Annotated in this window: 17 protein-coding genes and 1 pseudogene; 8 read left to right on the top strand and 10 right to left on the bottom strand. The window is 71.2% G+C overall.

The genetic code is table 11. From position 1 onward, the window contains the following. Nucleotides 1-10: 10 nt before the first annotated feature. Nucleotides 11-736, top strand: a complete 726-nt coding sequence (locus OG588_RS42735; protein WP_405951942.1) for a MerR family transcriptional regulator — start codon at nucleotides 11-13, stop codon at nucleotides 734-736. 19 nt (nucleotides 737-755) lie between these two features. Here the strand turns inward: OG588_RS42735 and OG588_RS42730 are convergent, their stop codons facing one another. The 4 genes and pseudogenes from OG588_RS42730 to OG588_RS42715 form a co-directional block, all read right to left on the bottom strand. Continuing rightward, nucleotides 756-2,963 (bottom strand): 3-hydroxyacyl-CoA dehydrogenase NAD-binding domain-containing protein, encoded by a 2,208-nt coding sequence (locus OG588_RS42730; protein WP_405951941.1) that lies wholly within the window; start codon nucleotides 2,961-2,963, stop codon nucleotides 756-758. A 118-nt stretch (nucleotides 2,964-3,081) separates the two neighbouring features. Continuing rightward, nucleotides 3,082-4,296 (bottom strand): acetyl-CoA C-acetyltransferase, encoded by a 1,215-nt coding sequence (locus tag OG588_RS42725; RefSeq protein ID WP_405951940.1) that lies wholly within the window; start codon nucleotides 4,294-4,296, stop codon nucleotides 3,082-3,084. Between the two features lie 11 nt (nucleotides 4,297-4,307). After that, complete coding sequence (locus OG588_RS42720; RefSeq protein ID WP_405951939.1) at nucleotides 4,308-5,489, bottom strand: CaiB/BaiF CoA transferase family protein; 1,182 nt, start codon at nucleotides 5,487-5,489, stop codon at nucleotides 4,308-4,310. Nucleotides 5,490-5,644: 155 nt separating this feature from the next. Next, nucleotides 5,645-5,925 (bottom strand): annotated as a pseudogene (locus OG588_RS42715) (MmcQ/YjbR family DNA-binding protein); the annotation flags it as partial. Between the two features lie 91 nt (nucleotides 5,926-6,016). On the opposite strand from OG588_RS42715, the gene OG588_RS42710 reads away from it, so the two are divergent. Further along, on the top strand, nucleotides 6,017-7,195 hold the full coding sequence (locus OG588_RS42710) for a saccharopine dehydrogenase family protein (protein ID WP_405951938.1): 1,179 nt from the start codon (nucleotides 6,017-6,019) through the stop codon (nucleotides 7,193-7,195). Nucleotides 7,196-7,341: 146 nt separating this feature from the next. Next, a complete protein-coding gene (locus tag OG588_RS42705) occupies nucleotides 7,342-7,548 on the top strand; it encodes a hypothetical protein (RefSeq protein ID WP_405951937.1) in 207 nt (68 codons plus the stop codon). A gap of 229 nt (nucleotides 7,549-7,777) precedes the next feature. On the opposite strand, the gene mmpA is transcribed toward OG588_RS42705, so the two are convergent. The 3 genes from mmpA to OG588_RS42690 all read right to left on the bottom strand — a co-directional run bounded on the left by mmpA (nucleotide 7,778) and on the right by OG588_RS42690 (nucleotide 9,857). Next, nucleotides 7,778-7,915: a morphogenic membrane protein MmpA gene (gene mmpA / locus OG588_RS42700; RefSeq protein ID WP_200709604.1), complete on the bottom strand. Its 138-nt coding sequence runs from the start codon at nucleotides 7,913-7,915 to the stop codon at nucleotides 7,778-7,780. Nucleotides 7,916-8,003: 88 nt separating this feature from the next. Then, complete coding sequence (locus OG588_RS42695) at nucleotides 8,004-8,693, bottom strand: endonuclease V (RefSeq protein WP_405951936.1); 690 nt, start codon at nucleotides 8,691-8,693, stop codon at nucleotides 8,004-8,006. A 69-nt stretch (nucleotides 8,694-8,762) separates the two neighbouring features. Next, entirely contained in the window at nucleotides 8,763-9,857 is a 1,095-nt protein-coding gene (locus tag OG588_RS42690) for a WD40/YVTN/BNR-like repeat-containing protein (RefSeq protein WP_405951935.1), read from the bottom strand. Nucleotides 9,858-10,098: 241 nt separating this feature from the next. On the opposite strand from OG588_RS42690, the gene OG588_RS42685 reads away from it, so the two are divergent. Continuing rightward, on the top strand, nucleotides 10,099-10,515 hold the full coding sequence (locus tag OG588_RS42685) for an SsgA family sporulation/cell division regulator (RefSeq protein WP_405951934.1): 417 nt from the start codon (nucleotides 10,099-10,101) through the stop codon (nucleotides 10,513-10,515). A gap of 1 nt (nucleotide 10,516) precedes the next feature. On the opposite strand, the gene OG588_RS42680 is transcribed toward OG588_RS42685, so the two are convergent. After that, nucleotides 10,517-11,350, bottom strand: a complete 834-nt coding sequence (locus tag OG588_RS42680) for an isocitrate lyase/phosphoenolpyruvate mutase family protein (RefSeq protein ID WP_405951933.1) — start codon at nucleotides 11,348-11,350, stop codon at nucleotides 10,517-10,519. Between the two features lie 337 nt (nucleotides 11,351-11,687). Here OG588_RS42680 and OG588_RS42675 point away from each other — a divergent pair, with 337 nt between their 5' ends. From OG588_RS42675 to OG588_RS42665, 3 genes are all read left to right on the top strand, one after another. Next, on the top strand, nucleotides 11,688-13,307 hold the full coding sequence (locus OG588_RS42675) for an ABC-F family ATP-binding cassette domain-containing protein (RefSeq protein ID WP_405953352.1): 1,620 nt from the start codon (nucleotides 11,688-11,690) through the stop codon (nucleotides 13,305-13,307). 157 nt (nucleotides 13,308-13,464) lie between these two features. Beyond that, nucleotides 13,465-14,241 carry a dimethylargininase gene (ddaH, locus tag OG588_RS42670; RefSeq protein WP_019058879.1) on the top strand — a complete coding sequence of 259 codons (777 nt, stop codon included), beginning with the start codon at nucleotides 13,465-13,467 and terminating at the stop codon, nucleotides 14,239-14,241. A 226-nt stretch (nucleotides 14,242-14,467) separates the two neighbouring features. Further along, a complete protein-coding gene (locus OG588_RS42665) occupies nucleotides 14,468-15,442 on the top strand; it encodes an acyl-ACP desaturase (protein ID WP_405951932.1) in 975 nt (324 codons plus the stop codon). A gap of 125 nt (nucleotides 15,443-15,567) precedes the next feature. On the opposite strand, the gene OG588_RS42660 is transcribed toward OG588_RS42665, so the two are convergent. Next, complete coding sequence (locus tag OG588_RS42660; protein ID WP_169389431.1) at nucleotides 15,568-15,813, bottom strand: WhiB family transcriptional regulator; 246 nt, start codon at nucleotides 15,811-15,813, stop codon at nucleotides 15,568-15,570. 273 nt (nucleotides 15,814-16,086) lie between these two features. On the opposite strand from OG588_RS42660, the gene OG588_RS42655 reads away from it, so the two are divergent. Beyond that, on the top strand, nucleotides 16,087-16,878 hold the full coding sequence (locus OG588_RS42655) for a VOC family protein (protein ID WP_405953351.1): 792 nt from the start codon (nucleotides 16,087-16,089) through the stop codon (nucleotides 16,876-16,878). Nucleotides 16,879-16,944: 66 nt separating this feature from the next. On the opposite strand, the gene OG588_RS42650 is transcribed toward OG588_RS42655, so the two are convergent. Beyond that, on the bottom strand, nucleotides 16,945-17,991 hold the full coding sequence (locus OG588_RS42650; RefSeq protein WP_405951931.1) for a LacI family DNA-binding transcriptional regulator: 1,047 nt from the start codon (nucleotides 17,989-17,991) through the stop codon (nucleotides 16,945-16,947). Between the last annotated feature and the right edge of the window lie 59 nt (nucleotides 17,992-18,050).

Below are 18,050 nucleotides of genomic sequence, written 5' to 3'. Positions count from 1 at the left end.
ACTGCTGCATATGACGACCGACACCGAGACCGACACCGAGGAGCCGACGCTCACGATCGACGAGTTGGCCGCGCGGGCCGGTACCACGGTCCGCACCGTCCGGTTCTACAGCACCAAGGGGCTGCTCCCGCCGCCGGTGATCGGGGCGCGGCGGGTCGGGCACTACGGGCAGGAGCACCTGTCGCGGCTCGCGTTGATCGAGGAGTTGCAGCACCAGGGCATGACGCTGGCCGCGATCGAGCGCTACCTGGCCCAACTGCCGCCGGACCTCAGCGCGCACGATCTCGCGATCCATCGTGCGGTGGTGGCGTCGTGGGCGCCGGACACGGTGGAGACCCTGGACCGCGCCGAGTTGGAGCGGCGGGCGGGCCGGGCGCTGAGCGAGGAGGACGTGGAGCGGCTCGTCGCGATGGACGTGGTCGGGCTCGACGGGACCTCGTACCGCGTCGACTCCGGTCTGCTGCGGCTCGGCGTACGACTGCTCGACGTACCGGTGTCGCAGGAGGCGATCCTCGCGTCCCGGAACGTGCTGATCGAGCATTCCCGTGCGGCGGCCCACGAGTTGTCGCAGGTATTCCGCGGGGAGGTCTCCCAACGGGCCGCGCAGGACGTGAAGTCGCTGTCCGCACACATGCAACCCCTGGTCGTGCAGGCCCTTCTGACGACCTTTCAGCGGTCGCTGCGGGAGGAACTCCGCGAGTGGCTCAGGGAGTCACCGGAGGACCGGGACAGGTGAGCCACCCGCGGCACGTGCCTCAGCGCGCGTCGCTGAACGGCTCACCCTTGTCCGCCTTCTCCACCAGCAGCGCGGGCGGCGTGAACCGCTCCCCGTAGCGCTCGGCGAGCGCACGCGCGCGTGCTACGAAGCCGGGCAGGCCGCCCTCGTAGCCGTTGATGTACTGGAGGACACCGCCGGTCCAACCGGGGAAGCCGATCCCGAAGATGGACCCGATGTTGGCGTCGGCGACGGACGTCAGCACGCCCTCCTCAAGGAGCTTGACGGTGTCGAGGGCCTCCGAGAACAGCATGCGTTCCTGCATGTCTTCGAAAGGCACGGTCTCGAAGGGCACGGTCTCGGAGGGGCTCTCGGCACCCGTGCGCGTGAAGTGCTCGCGCAGGCCCGGCCACAGCCCGGCGCGCTTGCCGTTCTCGTCGTAGTCGTAGAAGCCAGCGCCGCCACTGCGCCCGGTGCGGCCGAACTCGTCGACCATGCGGTCGATGACGGCCTCGGCGGGGTGCCCGGGCCAGGTGCCGCCCGCTTCCTCGACGGCCCGCTTGGACTCGTTGCGGATCTTGCGCGGGAGGGTGAGCGTCAACTCGTCCATCAGGGAAAGGACCTTGGCCGGGTAGCCGGCCTGTGCGGCGGCCTGTTCGATGGACGCGGGCTCGATGCCCTCGCCGACCATCGCGACGCCCTCGTTGATGAACTGCCCGATCACCCGTGAGGTGAAGAAGCCGCGCGAGTCGTTGACGACGATCGGCGTCTTCTTGATCTGCCGGACCAGGTCGAAGGCGCGCGCGAGGGCCTCGTCGCCGGTGCGCTCGCCCTTGATGATCTCGACGAGCGGCATCTTGTCGACCGGCGAGAAGAAGTGCAGCCCGATGAAGTCGACTTGGCGCTCGACACCCTCGGCAAGAGCCGTGATGGGAAGGGTTGAGGTGTTGGAGCAGAGAAGCGCGTCGGGCTCGACGATGTGCTGGATCTCCTGGAACACCTTGTGCTTGAGCGAGGTGTCCTCGAAGACGGCCTCGATCACCGCGTCGCAGCCGGCGAGTTGCTGCGGGTCGGCGGTGGGGGTGATGCGGGCGAGCAGCGCGTCCGCCTTCTCCTGCGTCGTACGGCCGCGGGAGACGGCCTTGGCGCAGAGTTTCTCGGAGTAGGCCTTGCCCTTGGCCGCCGCCTCCGGAGTCACGTCCTTCAGGACGACGTCGATGCCCGCGCGGGCGCACGCGTAGGCGATGCCCGCGCCCATCATCCCGGCGCCGAGGACGGCGACCCTGCGGACCGGTCGGGACGCGATGCCCTTGGGGCGGTTGGCGCCGGAGTTGACGGCCTGGAGGTCGAAGAAGAACGCCTGGATCATGTTCTTCGAGGTCTGGCCGGCCGCCAACTCCACGAAGTAGCGGGCCTCGATGACCTGCGCGGTCTCGAAGTCGACCTGGGCGCCCTCGACGGCGGCGGCGAGGATGTTGCGCGGGGCCGGGTAGGGCGCGCCGCCCGTCTGCTTGCGCAGGCTGGCGGGGAAGGCGGGCAGGTTGGCCGCGAACTTGGGGTTGGCCGGGGTGCCGCCCGGGATGCGGTAGCCGGGCTTGTCCCAGGGCTGCTGCGACTGCGGGTTGGCGTCGATGAAGGCGCGGGCCTTGGCGATCAACTCGTCCGGGGTGGTGGCCACTTCGTGGACGAGGCCGTTCTCCTGGGCGCGGCGCGGGCTGTACTGGGTGCCCTGGAGCAGCACCTTCAGCAGCGCGTCGGTGATGCCCAACAGCCGTACCGTGCGCACGACTCCGCCGCCCCCGGGGAGCAGGCCGAGGGTGACCTCGGGGCAACCGATCTTCGAGCCGGGCGCGTCGAGGGCGACCCGGTGGTGGCAGGCGAGGGCGATCTCGTAACCGCCGCCCAGGGCCGCGCCGTTGAGCGCGGCGACGACGGGCTTGCCGAGGGTCTCGATGCGGCGCAGGTTGCGCTTGATGGCGAGGCCGCCGTCGAGCAACTCCTGGGCGGTGTCCGGGGTTACACGGATCAGGTCACGCAGGTCGCCGCCCGCGAAGAAGGTCTTCTTGGCGGACGTGACGATGATGCCGCGGACGGAGTCCCGCTCGGCCTCCAGGCGCTCGGTGATCGCGGCGAGGGAGTCGCGGAAGGCCGCGTTCATGGTGTTCGCGGACTGGTCGGGGTCGTCGAGGACGAGGGTGACGACGCCGGTGTCGTCCTGTTCCCAGCGGATGGTGGTGCTCTCGGTCATGAGGGGTTCTCCGTAGAAGTCTCTGGTGCCGCGGAAGCCTCTGGCCGGCCGCGGAGGCCACTGGTGGCCGTGGAGATCGCTGGTCGCAGCGGCGATCTCCGGTGGGCCGCCGGGGTCTTCAGACGCGCTCGACGATCGTCGCGATGCCCATGCCGCCGCCGACGCACAGCGTGGCGAGGCCGTAGCGCTTGTCCTGGCGCTCCAGTTCGTCGACGAGCGTGCCGAGGATGATCGCGCCGGTCGCGCCGAGCGGGTGGCCGAGCGCGATGGCGCCGCCGTTGACGTTGACCTTGTCCAGGGACAGGCCCATGTCGCGCACGAAGCGCAGGACGACCGCGGCGAAGGCCTCGTTGATCTCGACGAGGTCGATGTCGTCGATGGTCAGGCCCGCCCTGGCGAGGGCCTTGCGGGTGGCGGGCGCGGGCCCGGTGAGCATGATGGTGGGCTCGGAGCCGGAGACGGCGGCGGAGACGATCCGCGCGCGCGGGGTGAGGCCGTAGCGCTCGCCGACCTCCTTCGAGCCGATCGCGACGAGGGAGGCGCCGTCGACGATGCCGGAGGAGTTGCCCGCGTGGTGGACGTGGTCGATCTTCTCCACCCAGTGGTACTTCTGCAGGGCCACGGCGTCGAAGCCGCCGAGTTCGCCGATGTCAGCGAAGGACGGCCTCAGCCTGGCGAGGGAGTCGGCGGTGGTGCCGGGCCGCAGGTGCTCGTCGTGGTCGAGGACGACGAGGCCGCTGCGGTCTCTCACCGGGACCACGGACCGCTCGAAGCGGCCCTCCTTCCACGCGGTGGCCGCCCGCTCCTGCGAGAGCGCCGCGTACTCGTCCACGTCACGCCGCGAGAATCCCTCGATCGTGGCGATCAGGTCGGCGCCGATGCCCTGGGGCACGAAGTTGACGGCGAGGTTCGTCATCGGGTCGTTGAACCAGGCGCCGCCGTCCGAGGCCATCGGCACCCGGGACATGGACTCGACGCCACCGGCGAGGACGAGGTCCTCCCAGCCCGAACGCACCTTGGCGGCGGCCATGTTGACGGCTTCGAGGCCCGAGGCACAGAAGCGGTTCTCCTGCACTCCGGCCACCGTGTCCGGCAGTCCGGCGGCCACAGCGGCGATCCGGGCGATGTCGGAACCCTGGTCGCCGACCGGGCCGACGACGCCGAGCACGATGTCGTCGATCGCGGCCGGGTCCAGGTCCGGGAAGCGGTCGCGGAGCTCGTGGATGAGTCCGACGACCAGGTCGATGGGCTTCGTCCCGTGCAGGGATCCGTTCGCCTTGCCGCGCCCGCGCGGGGTGCGGATCGCGTCGTAGACATACGCTTCGGTGCTCACTGCCAAGCCTTTCACTGAGGGTTTTCGAGGACTCGTCGAGGGGTTTCCCGGTCAGCGTCCTCGACGTCGTCGACCAGCCGGGGGACGTCCCAGTCACGGGCCACGTCGGACGTGTCCGCGCCGGGCAGTGCGGGTCCGCCGCGCACCGAGGTGGGCGTCGCGGAGAACCGGGGTGCGGGGGCGGGCTGGGTGATCCCGCAGTGCTCGGTGAACGTGCCGCGCGCGGCGAGGTGCGGATGGTGCGGGGCCTCGCGCAGCGACAGCACGGGCGCCACGCACGCGTCCGTGCCCGCGAAGACGTCCGTCCACTCGTCTCGCGTACGGCTCCGGAAGCGGGCCGCGACCGCCTCGCGCAACTCGCCCCAACGGACCCAGTCCCGGCGGGCGTCGGCGAAGTCCGCGAGGCCGAGCAGGCGCGTGAACTCCTCGTAGAACCGCGGCTCCAGGGCGCCCACCGCCATGTGCTTGCCGTCGGCGGTCTCGTAGGTGCCGTAGTACGGGCAGCCGCCGTCGAGGAGGTTGGCGGCGCGCCGGTCCTGCCAACCGCCGGCGGCGAGCATGCCGTGGATCATCGCGGAGAGGTGGGCGGTGCCGTCGACGATGGCCGCGTCGATCACCTGACCGGTGCCGGTCACGCGCGCGTGGTGCAGGGCCGCGAGGACGCCGACGACGAGGTAGAGCGAGCCGCCCGCGTAGTCGCCGAGCAGGTTGGCGGGGACGGGCGGGGGCTCTCCAAGGGACCCGATCATGCCGAGGGTGCCGGTGAGCGCGATGTACGCGATGTCGTGCCCGGCGCGCTGGGCGAGGGGGCCGTCCTGGCCCCAGCCGGTCATCCGGCCGTAGACGAGCCGGGGGTTGCGGGCGTGGCAGGGCCCGGGGCCCACGCCGAGGCGCTCGGTGACGCCGGGGCGGTTGCCCTCGATCAGGATGTCGGCGCGTTCGACCAGGTCGAGCACGCGCGCGGGGCCGTCCGGCGCCTTCAGGTCGACGAGGACCGAGCGCTTGTTGCGGTTGGTCACGTCGTACTCCGGGTCGACCCCGAGTGCGACGCCGCCGGGCCGGTCGACGCGGACGACGTCGGCGCCCAGGTCGGCGAGGAGCATGGCCGCGAAGGGGCCGGGACCGATGCCGGCCAACTCGACGACGCGCACGCCGGAGAGCGGGCCGTGCCCGGGCGTCGTTGCCGCTGTCATCCAGCCCCCAGCTGTGACACAACTGATGTAACACCAGTGATGTTAGGAACACGTTCCACTTGACACAAGACCTGGGCGAGCAAGCGCTTAGCCAAGTTACCCGCCGTCAACCGTGACGAGCCACGACCGTGCACGACCGGCTGGCGAAGACCGTCCGCGTCCAGCTCGGCTGTCAGCCGCTTCGGCGCGATCGCGCGGTAGCTCTCCTCCACCCAGTCGCACAGCAGCTCGGCGGCCGGGGCACCCTGCTCGGCGAGCGGGACACGCACCCAGCCGGCCTTGCCGAGGCCGTAACCGGCGGGCTCGGCGCCGGGTGCGGTGAGCGCGTGGGCGTGGGCCGCCTCATCGGCGGGAACTCCTCGACGGCACCCGGCAGCCCGAGGGCGAACTCGCGTACTTTCGCCCACTTCTTCAGGGCGTTCCTGGGCACGGCCACCTGATACCTCCGGGCTCGTCGTCGGGCACCGCACTCTTCACGCTAGCCTCAGCCACCGACAGCGGCGCGGACTGCGGGACCCAGGAGTGTCATGAGCAGGCTGAACAGGACGGACCGTCCCTACGACATCGTGCTCTTCGGAGCCACGGGCTTCGTCGGCGTGCTCACCGCGGAGTATCTCGCCGCGCACGCGCCCGAGGGCCTGCGCTGGGCGATCGCGGGCCGGGACGAGCTGAAACTGAAGCGGCTGCGGGAACGGCTGCCCGGCGCCACGCCGGTGGGCGTTCTACGGGCCGACGTCGCCGACCCGGCCTCCCTGCGCGAACTCGCGGAGCACGCGCGCGTGGTGGCCACGACGGTCGGCCCCTACGTCAGCTACGGCGAGGACCTCGTCGCCGCCTGCGCGGACACCGGCACCGACTATCTCGACCTCAGCGGCGAGCCGGAGTTCGTCGACCTGACGTACGTCCGCCACGACGCACGCGCGCGGGAGACCGGCGCGCGGCTGGTGCACTCCGCCGGCTTCGACTCGATCCCGCACGACCTGGGGGCGTACTTCACGGTGCGACAACTGCCGGAGGGGGTGCCCATGACGGTGGACGGCTTCGTGACCGTCGACGCGATGTTCTCCGGCGGCACGTTCGCCACGGCGCTGACCCAACTCGGGCGCGGCAGGCAGGTGTTGGCCGCCGCCCGGGAACGGCGCCGCCACGAACCGCGACTGGTGGGACGCCGGGCCGGTGCTCCCATGGGGGCACCGAGGTTCGCCGGGGAGGTCGGCTCCTGGGCGGTGCCGCTGCCGACCATCGACCCGCAGGTCGTTGAACGATCCGCACGGGCCCTGGAGCTCTACGGCCCCGACTTCCGCTACCGCCACTACGCGGCCGTACGGCACCTCCCCGTGGCGCTGGGCGGCGTCACGGCGGCCGGCGCACTGGCCACGGTCGCCCAACTCCCGCCCGCCCGCCGCTGGTTGTCCGACCGCCTCAAGCCGGGCGACGGACCGAGCCCGGAGAAGCGCGCGAAGAGCTGGTTCTCCGTGAAGTTCGTGGGCGAGGGCGGCGGCCGCCGGGTCTTCACGGAGGTCGCGGGCGGCGACCCCGGCTACGACGAGACCGCGAAGATGTTCGCCGAGTCGGCCCTCTCCCTCGCCCTCGACCAACTCCCGCCCACAGCAGGGCAGGTGACCACAGCGGTGGCGATGGGCGACGCGCTCATCGAACGGCTCCGCAGCGCGGGCATCACGTTCCGGGTGGCCGCGACCCGCTGACGGTGTCGGACCCCCATGTCACGATGGACGTCATGGGAACGCCGAACGCCGACTGGATCACCGTCGCGGCCTACGAGAACCTGCCGGGCTGCCTCTCGCCGTGGGCGGCCACGCGCGCTTGACTGCGCGAGCACGGCATCGACTGGATGCCCTTCGCCCAGGAGGAGTTGCGCTGGGGTCTCGCCTGCGGCATCGGGCCGGACGGCCACTGGCACGGCTGGTTCGACGTCCAGGTCCGCGCCGACGCGCTACGGCGTCTGGGACTGCACCCGGATCAGCCCACCGCCGAGGCCGTCGGCCCGTCTCCGCCCGGCTGGTGGCATGCCGCCGCGGAACGCCGGGCCATGAACTGACCGCGCTGATCGGGGAGTTCGGAGTACCCCTCGGAATGGGCTACGATGGATCTTGAGCCGGTCGCCGGAACATCCGGGGTCTGGTCGCGCGTCGGTGGTCCAAGGAAAGACGCCCCGCTTCCTGCGGGGAAATGCAGGTGCAAGGCCTGCCCGGCGCTCAACTCCGAGCCCCACACCGCTACTTGCGGGGTGGGGCTCGCGTGTTTCCCGCACCGGAACGCCCCCGGCCTCACGGCCACAGCGTGTAGATCATCCCGCCGATCCAGGCGAGGCCCGCTGCCACGGACAGGACGAGCGCGATCGTCACGGCCCGCTCGATCGGCTGGCTCGGGTGGGCAACGGGCTTCGGGGAACGGTGCGTTGTCATGCGGGACAGCCTGCCGATCACGCGGGGGCGGTCACATCCGTACAGGTACTCAGATCAGGTACTCAGAACGCGACGCGCCCCCGACTGCTTACGCGGTCGCCTCCCGCAGCGCCCGCCGGCACAGCGCGTCCGCCTTTCGCGTCGTCTCCGGGAGGCGGAACTCCGGGGTCAACGCGAGGGTGTGGGCACAGGCGTTGTCCAGGGTCACCCGGTGGCCCACGGAGACGAACACCGGCTTCACCGCGTCCCGGGTGCGCAGCGCGCGGCCGACCTCCTCGGCGTCCGCGCGGAGCGGCGACGAGGAGCCGCGCGGGGTGCCCGGGTCGTCGTAGGTGAAGGTGAAGGGGTTCTTGGCGACGCCGATCGTGGGCAGGCCGGTGAGGACCCCGAGGTGGCTGGCGAGGCCGAAGCGGCGGGGGTGGGCGAGGCCGTAGCCGTCGCACACGACCAGGCCCGGCGGGACGGGCAGCGCCTCCAACGCGGCCAGCACCGTAGGGATTTCACGGAAGGCGAGCAGGCCCGGCACGTACGGGAACGAGACCGTGCCGACGGCTGTAGCCTCGGCGACGACCGTCAGGTCCGCCGCGTCCAGCACGACCGCCGCTGCCACCACCACGTCCCGCTCGTCGTCGTAGGCGACGTCAACTCCCGTGACGTGCCCGGTCCTTGGCGGCGGCCCCGGTTCGTCGGTCACCACCCGCTCCCGCAACTCGTCCTGAACGGCGCGGGCCTGCTCCTCGGTCGCGGGCCAGCCCGCGGGAATGTCTACGGTCGTCATGGTGGTGCCGAGCGTACGGGGATCCCAGGCGGTGGCGGGGGCCGCACTGGTCCCCCGCCGCCGGCCCCGTCAGTCCTCCAGCCGGGCCACGCGCCCCTTCTCCCCCGCCGCCCAGCAGCCCAGGTCCGCCGCACAGTCGACCGTGTCGTACGAGCCGGTGTCCACCGTCTTCCAGGTGCGGCCTGCGTCGGTCGTGAGGTCCGTGCCCGTGGGGCCGACCGCGAGGGCTGTGCTGCGGCTGCGGGGCACCCAGGTGACGCCGGAGCGGTAGGCGGGCGGCGGGGTCGTGGCGGGGCGCCAGGTGCGGCCCCCGTCGCCGGAGACGGCCGCCGCGAGCGGTGAGGGCTGGTCCGCGGTGTAGTTGCCGCCGACCGCGAGGCCGTGCGTACGGTCGCGGAAGGCGAGGGCGAAGACCCCGCGCGCGGGGTCACCGGCCGGGATCGGTGTGTCGGCCGCCGTCCAGGTGAGGCCGCGGTCCGCGGAGTGCAGGACACGCGCGCGTGCACCCCCACCCGTGGCCAGCCAGACGTCACGAGGCCCGGAACTCACCAGGCACTGGCCGCTCGCCGCGAAGCCCGCCTCGCCGTCGAGCGCGGCCGGCATCCCGGTGTTCGGCAGCACCTTCCAGGAACGGCCGCCGTCACCGGTCGACAGGATGCGGAACTTGCCGTCCACCGGGTCGCTCATCGCGAGGCCGTGCCGGCTGTCGAAGAAGGTCATGCAGTCGTAGAAGGCGCTCGCGTCGGTGTTGCGGAAGGACTCCGTCCAGGTCGCCCCGGCGTCGTCGGTGCGGTAGACGCGGGACTCCTCCCCCTCGCCGATCGCCAGGACCACCGCGCGGCGCGCGTCGAACGCCTCGATGTCCCGGAACTGCAGATCCGCCGCGCCGGGCGGCGACACGTTCCGCCAGCTCGCCCCGCCGTCGGTGGTGCGCAGCACCGTGCCCGCGGTCCCGGCCACCCACGCGGTGTTCCGGCTGACCGCCGACAGCCCCCGGAAGCGCACATCGGCGGCCCCGCTGTCCTTGAGCTCCCAGTGCGGAGCCCGGTGCGCCGTGTCCCGCGCCTGTGCCGGTACGGCGGTGAGCGCGGCCAGCGCCGCCCCGCACGCGATCGCCACGGCCACGCTCCGGTACGTACGTCCCACCTGTCGCTTCTTCCCCATGCGCCTCATGGCGGGCGAAGCTAGCCCACTCCCCCGGGGCCGTCCAGATGCCCCCGCCCACCTTGGGCGCATTTGGGCGGCGGTGACGGAGGTCACTCGAAAATCGTGTGCACGAATGGGCCCGTTCCGACGTCTCTCCCAGTGCGGACCCATCCACTCGGGGGTCCGCTCCGGAATACGTACGGGAGTCCGTCCGGTCGTCACCGCAGTCCGCACCGCCGTCACACAAGGGAGCAAGGCGTTGTCCATCGTCATCGAGCAGCCCGTAGAGGCCCGCCTCGTCGCCGCCGCACCGCGGATGCCGAACATCCCCGCCGTCTTGCACTACGACCGGCGGGACCCCTTCGCCGTCCGGATGACCTTCCCGGCACCGGCCACCCTGGAGGGCGTCGAGGTCTGCTGGACCTTCGCCCGGGAACTCCTCGCGGCCGGCCTGCACGGCTCCGAGGGCCACGGCGACGTCCGGGTGCGGCCCTACGGCTTCGACCGCACCGTCCTGGAGTTCCACGCCCCCGAGGGCACCGCCGTCGTCCACGTGCACTCGTCCGAGATACGCCGCTTCCTGCAGGCCACCGGCGAGCTGGTGCCCGCCGGTCTAGAACACCTCCAGCTCGACCTGGACCACGACCTCGCCGAGCTGATTCGGGACGCCTGCTGACCTAACGCCCTTGCCCCAGCAGTGAGTTGAGCTCGCCGTAGCCGAGCCCTCCGGTCTGCGCGCCGTAGGTACCCGTGTCCAGCAGCTCCCGCGCGGCACGGCGGACCACGGCGTACGCGGCCAGTGCGACGCTGGATCCGGCGCTCACGCGCGCGACCCCCAGCACGGCCAGTTCGGCGACCGGCGGCGCACCGGGGCCGACCAGCACATTGAGCGGTGCGTCGATCCCGTCGGCGAGTTCCTTGACCGTTCCCGGTTCGACGGCCCCGGGGACGAAGATCCCGTCGGCGCCCGCGGCGCGGAACGCGGCGGCCCGCTCCAGGGTCGCGTCCACTCCCCCGGCGCCCCGCAGAAACGTGTCGATACGCGCGTTGACGAACAGCGGCACACCCTCCGCGTCGGCGGCCTCCCGGGCGGCAGCGATCCGCTCGGCCTGCTCGGCGACCGGCCGCAGGACGCCCGCACCGCCGTAGAGCGCGTCCTCGATATTCACCCCCACCGCGCCCGCGGCGAGCACCGCGCGGACCGTGTCGGCGACGCCCGCCGCGTCCTTCGCGAAGCCGCTCTCGATGTCGGCGCTCACCGGTACGGCGACGGTCGCGGTGATACGGGCGAGCGCCTCCAGGGCCCGCTCCCGGTCCAGCTGGTCGCCGTCCGGGACGCCGAGGGCCCAGGCGAGGCCCGCGCTGGTGGTGGCCACGGCGGCCGCCCCCGCGTCCTCGACGATGCGGGCGCTCGCGGCGTCCCAGGCGTTCGGGAGGACGAGCGGACGCCCGGGCACATGCAGCGCGCGGAAGGCCAGAGCGCGGTCACGGAGGGTGTTCTGGTTCGTCATGCGCCCCACTCAAGCAGTCGCGGGCGCGCTCTGGCTGGCAGGAATCCGACACGGATGTGCGGGTCGCGGGCGCCGTTTAATGCGTTGACAGGCCTCCGGCACGGTTCGTAGCGTTGCTCTCGCTTCTGTTGCCGTCGATCGGAGTAGGACGTTGCTCGTCTGAGGTTCTGAGACACCGCGTCACACACCCCTGAGGTGTGTCCGCCGTGTACGACCTCGGCGTCCGAGCCGTCCTCCGGAACAGGGCTTTCCTCTCTGCCCCCGGGACCAGTCTCCCGCCCCGCGGTGTCTCGATACGCGTCTGCCCATGACCGCATCAAGCACCCGTGAGGCCCGCATGCATATCTCCGTCACCTGTACGTCCCTCTCCTTCGCCTGGTCCGACGGGACCTCCGTCTTCGAGGACCTGGACGCCGCCTTCGGACCCGGAAGGACTGGGCTCGTCGGTGTCAACGGATCAGGGAAATCAACCCTGTTGAAGCTGATCGCCGGTCAACTGGCCCCGGCCGACGGCGCCGTGCGGGTCGCGGGCGAGGTCGGCTACCTCCCGCAGAACGTCACGCTCGACACCGCCCTGCGCGTCGACGAGACGCTCGGCATCGCCGCTCAACGCGCCGCCCTGCACGCCATCGAGGCCGGCGACGCGTCCGAGGAGCACTTCGAAACCCTCGGCGACGACTGGGACGTGGAGGAAAGGGCGCTGGCCACACTCGGCGAACTCGGCCTGGGACACCTCGACCTGGACCGCACCATCGGCGAGGTGTCGGGCGGCGAGTCCGTACTGCTGCGCCTGGCCGCGCTGTTGCTCGGCCGACCGGACGTCCTGCTCCTCGACGAGCCGACCAACAACCTCGACCTGTACGCACGCAAGCGGCTGTACTCGGCCGTCGCGTCCTGGTCCGGGGTGATGATCGTGGTCAGCCACGACCGTGAACTCCTCGACCTCGTCGACCAGATCGCCGATCTGCGCTCCGGCGAGATCACCTGGTACGGCGGCAACTACTCCGCCTACGAGGAGGCCCTGACCACCGAACAGGACGCCGCGACAAGGATGGTGCGCGTCGCCGAGGCCGACTTCCGCAAACAGAAGCGCGAACTGTCCGACGCCCAGGTCAAGTTGGCCCGCCGCAAGAAGTACGGACAGAAGATGTTCGAGCAGAGGCGCGAGCCGAAGATCGTCATGGGCGCGCGCAGGCGGTCCGCGCAGGAATCCGCCGGCAAGCACCGCATCCTGCACGAGGAGCGGCTGGCCGAGGCGAAGGAACGGCTCGACGAGGCGGTGGAGGCCGTACGGGACGACGACGAGATCCGCGTCGACCTGCCGTACACGGCCGTACCGCCGGGCCGTCAGGTCCTGACCCTCCTGGACCTGGAACTCGCGTACGGCACGTCGGTGGGCAGCCTCGATCTGCGCGGTCCGGAGCGGATCGCGCTGATCGGGCGCAACGGCGCGGGCAAGACGACCCTGCTCCGCACGATCGCCGGGGAGTTGGAGCCGGTGTCGGGCGAGGCGGCGACGCATGTCCCGCTGCGTTTCCTGCCGCAGCGGCTCGACGTCCTCGACGGTGAGCTGACCGTGGCCGAGAACGTGGCGCGGTTCGCGCCGGGCGCCACCAACAACCGGGTCCGGGCGCGGCTGGCCCGCTTCCTGTTCCGGGGTGCCCGCGCCGACCAGCAGGCGGCGACCCTGTCCGGCGGCGAACGCTTCCGGGCGGCGCTGGCCGCGCTGATGCTCGCGGAGCCCGCCCCGCAGCTGCTGATGCTGGACGAGCCGACGAACAACCTCGACATGGCGAGTGTGCGCCAGCTGACCTCGGCGCTGGAGTCGTACGAAGGGGCGTTGATCGTGGCCAGTCACGACCTGCCGTTCCTCGAATCGATCGGCATCATGCGCTGGCTGCTGCTGGACGGGGAGCTGCGGACGATCACGCCGGAGGAGGTGGAACACCCGGCATAGCGCCCGTGCGGTACCCGGTCCGGGCCCTCCGCGCGCATCTCAGGAGGGCCACAGCCTCACGTGAGGGGTTTTGTCGGCGCGGACGGGTGACGCATGATGGCCAACCGGTGCCGTGACACCAGCGCCGAAACGATCCCGCCGATACGGAGTCCCGCTCGTGCCCAGCCAGAAGGCCCTCGTCCGCCGCCCCAGCCCGCTCCTGGCCGAGGGGCTGGTCACGCACATCGAGCGGGAGAAGGTCGACGTCGAGCAAGCCGTCGAGCAGTGGGAGGCCTACGTACAGACGCTGCGGGTGCACGGCTGGGAGACGATCGAGGTCGACCCGGCCGACGACTGCCCCGACTCCGTGTTCGTCGAGGACGCCGTGGTCGTCTACAAGAACGTGGCGCTGATCACCCGCCCCGGGGCCGAGTCCCGGCGCGAGGAGACCGGTGGGGTCGAGGAGGCGGTGGCCCGGCTCGGCTGCTCGGTGAACTGGGTCTGGGAGCCGGGCACCCTGGAGGGCGGTGACGTCCTCAAGGTCGACGACACGATTTATGTCGGCCGGGGCGGCCGGACGAACGCGGCCGGCATCCAGCAGCTGCGGGCCGTGTTCGAGCCGCTCGGGGCGCGGGTGGTCACCGTGCCCGTGAGCAAGGTGCTGCATCTGAAGTCGGCGGTCACCGCGTTGTCCGACGGGACGGTGCTCGGGCACATCCCGAAGGTGGACCGGCCCTCGCTCTTCCCGCGCTTCCTGTCGGTGCCCGAGGAGGCCGGTGCGCATGTGGTGCTGCTCGGCGGCGACAAGGTGCTGATGGCGGCGAGCGCGCCCAAGACGGCCGATCTGCTCGCCGACCTCGGCCACGAGCCGGTCGTCGTGGACATCAGCGAGTTCGAGAAACTCGAAGGTTGTGTGACGTGCCTCTCGGTCCGACTCCGGGATCTGTACGCCTGAACGGGTGACGGAACCGCCCGTTCGGCGCCGGGACCTGCGGTCCTGGGGCTCCTGCGGATTCCCCGGCGATACGGCCTGAACACGGCCTGAACAGCGATCTTTACAGCACCCTTAACCTACGGTCTCGTAACCTACGGTTTCGTAGCCTACGATTCCGTAAGTTGCACAGGTCCCGGCACCGCTCGCCGGTTTGTTCGGTTTTGTACGACGTCCCCCTGGAGTCCCCGTGACGATCACTTCCCCGCACCTCGGCAGCCCCGCAGTCTGGACCGACGCCAAGCTGCTGTACGCGTTGGAAGAAGTCGTCGAGACGGAACTCAACCGGCACCTCAAGGCCACCAAGGACTGGATGCCGCACGAGTACGTGCCGTGGAGCGACGCCCGGAACTTCCCCGGCTTCTTCGAGGACGGCGAGGCCTGGGGCAAGGAGCAGTCCAAGGTCACCGAGATCGGCCGCATCGCCCTCGTCGTGAACCTCCTTACGGAGGACAACCTCCCCAGCTACCACCACGAGATCGCCTCCCTCTTCGGCCGCGACGGCGCCTGGGGTACCTGGGTGCACCGCTGGACGGCGGAGGAGGGCCGGCACGGCATCGTCATGCGGGACTACCTGCTCGCCTCCCGCGCGGTCGACCCGGAGAAGCTCGAAGCGTTCCGCATGCAGCACATGAGCGAGGGCTTCGAGTCGGACAACCGGCACTCGATGCTGCACTCCGTGGCGTACGTCGCCTTCCAGGAGCTGGCCACGCGCGTCTCGCACCGCAACACCGGCCACCAGTCGGGCGACCCGGTCTGCGACCGCATGCTGGCCCGCATCGCGACCGACGAGAACCTCCACATGGTCTTCTACCGCAACCTCCTGAAGGCCGCGTTCGAGCTCGCCCCCGACCTCACCATGCAGGCCGTGCGCGACGTCCTCGTCAACTTCCGGATGCCCGGTCACGGCATGCCCGGCTTCGAGCGCTTCGCCGCGCAGATGGCGATCGGCGAGGTCTACAACCTGCGTATCCACCACGACGACGTCATCCAGCCCGTGCTGCGCTTCCTGAAGGTCATGGAGATCGACGGTCTCGGCCCCGAGGGCCAGCAGGCGCAGGAGGAGATCGGCCTCTACATGGGCGGCCTGGACTCCGAGGCCGCCAAGTTCGACGTGAAGCTGGCGGCCCGCAAGGCCCGCATGGAGGCGCGCGCGAGCGCCTGACGGGCCTCGCGTCCGTACGCGTGCCGAGCGACGAGTTCGGGGCTGTCGGCCGTACCAGGCCGACGGCCCCGTTTCGCTGCCGGTGATCGCGTCACCGACAGCGCTCACCGGTCAGTGATCGCCGATCAGCGTGAGGTGCGCCGGATCTCCAGGCGTTCCTTCTCCGACAGACCGCCCCACACCCCGAAGCGTTCGTCGTGGTCGAGGGCCCACTCCAAGCAGGCCGAGCGGATCGGGCACATGCCGCAGATCCGCTTGGCCTCCCTGACGGAGCTGCCGGGCTCAGGAAAGAAGAAGTCCGCCCCGGTCTGCGCGCACAACGCCTCCTGCTGCCAGTCCAGGTCGGGCGAGGTGATCGTGTCGATGTGCATGGGCAGGATCGTGCCGTCCTGCGAAAAACGTTCGATCAACGCGGGATCAACGCCGCGCTCCGAGGCCTCCGGCCGCCCCGATGATGGCCCCGTGCCCCCGACCGGCGCACGGCGGCGCGCGGAACCGGATGAAAACACGGAGAACTTCAGCGGTCACCGAGGGTAATCAACGCCGTATCCCTGAATCGCTCCCGCACTCCGGCAGCGATTGTCAGTGGGCGGTGCGAGACTCGGCACTGCAGAGAACGGGACCCTTCAATGAGGAGGGCAATGATGCTCACCACCCGTTTCGTCAACGGCGCTCCGAACTGGCTGGACGTCGGCTCCCCCGACATCGACAGCGCCATCTCCTTCTACGGCGGCCTCTTCGGCTGGCAGTTCCAGTCGGCGGGACCCGAGGCCGGCGGCTACGGCTTCTTCCAACTCGACGGCAGGACGGTCGCCGGCGGCATGCCACTGCAGCCGGAGCACGACTCGTCCGCCTGGACCGTGTACTTCCAGAGCCCGGACGCGGAGGCCACGGCCAAGGCGGTGGAGCAGGCGCACGGCGCGGTCCTGTTCCAGCCGATGGACGTGATGGGCGAGGGACACATGGCGGTCCTCAGGGACCCGGCGGGCGCGGCCTTCGGCATCTGGCAGCCGGGGCGGACCAAGGGTGTCGACGTCGCGGGCGACCCCGGATCGCTGACCTGGGTCGAGCTGTACACACCGGACGTGGCCGCGGCAGCCGCGTTCTACCATGCCTCGCTCGGTCTGGAGACCTCCGCAGCCCCCATGCCCGGCGGCGACTACACCTGCCTCAACCCGGCCGACGCCGGTGAGGAAGCGATGTTCGGCGGCGTCGTCCCCCTCGACTTCGACCCGACCGGCGCGGCCTCGGGCGCGTACTGGCTGGCGTACTTCGAGGTCGCCGACGCGGACGCCACGGTGGCCAAGGCGGTGGAGTCGGGCGGCAAGATCACCATGCCGGCCACCACCATGGAGGGCGTCGGCCGCATGGCCCAGCTCACCGACCCCCACGGCGCCCGCTTCGCGGTCATCACGAGCGCGCCGCCGCAGGGCTGACGGCGCCCTCGCGTCGACGGGTCGACGGGTCGACGGGTCAGTCCTACGCCGAGGCCCGGGCACGGCTCACGCGGAGGCGCGGTGGATCAGTGTGGTCGGGAGGATCACGCTGGACGGTGCGCCTCCGATGCCGTCCCGTGCGCCCCGGCGGGCGAGGCCGCGCAGCAGCAGGCGGGCCATCAGCCGACCCATCTCCTCTATGTCCTGACGGACCGTGGTGAGCGGTGGCTCGGTCTGTTCGGCGACCGGAAGCATGTCGTCGAAGCCGATCACGGCCACGTCCTCGGGCACCCGCAGCCCCTCCTCGCGCAGCACCTTCATGGCGCCGTAGGCGGTGAGGTCGTTGGCCGCGAACACGGCGTCCACGTCGGGGCAGGTGTCGAGGAGTTCCCGCATCGCACGCTCACCGCCACCCGGGGTGAAGTCGCTCTCGACGATCAGCCGCGGATCGACGTCGACCATGACGTCCCGGAACCCGTCCAGCCGGTCCACCGCGGAGGTCTGGTCGAGCGCGCCGGTGATGTGCGCGATCCGGGTGCGGCCGAGCCCGACGAGATGCCGTACGGCCTCGCGGGCGCCGCCCCGGTTGTCGCAGTCGACGTACACCGTCGGCCCGGACGCGCGTGTTCCCTCGCTCCAGCAGGGCCGACCGCCGAACACCGTGGGGACGCCCGCCCGTTGGATCAGTCCGGGCAGCGGGTCGTCGAGGTGCAGGGAGAAGACGAGCGCGCCGTCCACATGCCCGCCGGCGAGATAGCGGCCGACGCGGGCGTGATCGGCGCGGCCTTCCGTGAGGAGCAGCACGAGTTGGGAGTCGTGAGCCGTCAACTCCTTGCTGATACCCCGGAGTTGCATGGCGAAGAAGGGGTCCGCGAAGACCCGGGTCTCCGGTTCGGCGATGACCACGGCGATGGCGTCGTGCCGCTTCGTCACCAGGCTCCGGGCGGCCTGATTGGGGACGTACCCGAGTTCGTCCACGGCCTGCCGGACCCGCTCGACGAGCGATTCCCGCACCCCGTCCCCGCCGTTGACCACCCGGGAAACGGTGGCCCGCGACACCCCCGCCCGCGCGGCCACGGCCTCCAGCGTGGGACGCGGTGCTGTCTCGGTCACGTCTGGACCCCTCCTCGATGATGCGGATCAGGATAGCCGCGGCCGCACCCGACGGTGAG

The organism is Streptomyces prunicolor (assembly GCF_045162825.1).
Classification (GTDB): Bacteria; Actinomycetota; Actinomycetes; order Streptomycetales; family Streptomycetaceae; genus Streptomyces; species Streptomyces prunicolor.
The sequence above is the reverse complement of the archived record's forward strand: the minus strand, read 5'-3'. Positions and strand labels throughout refer to the sequence as shown.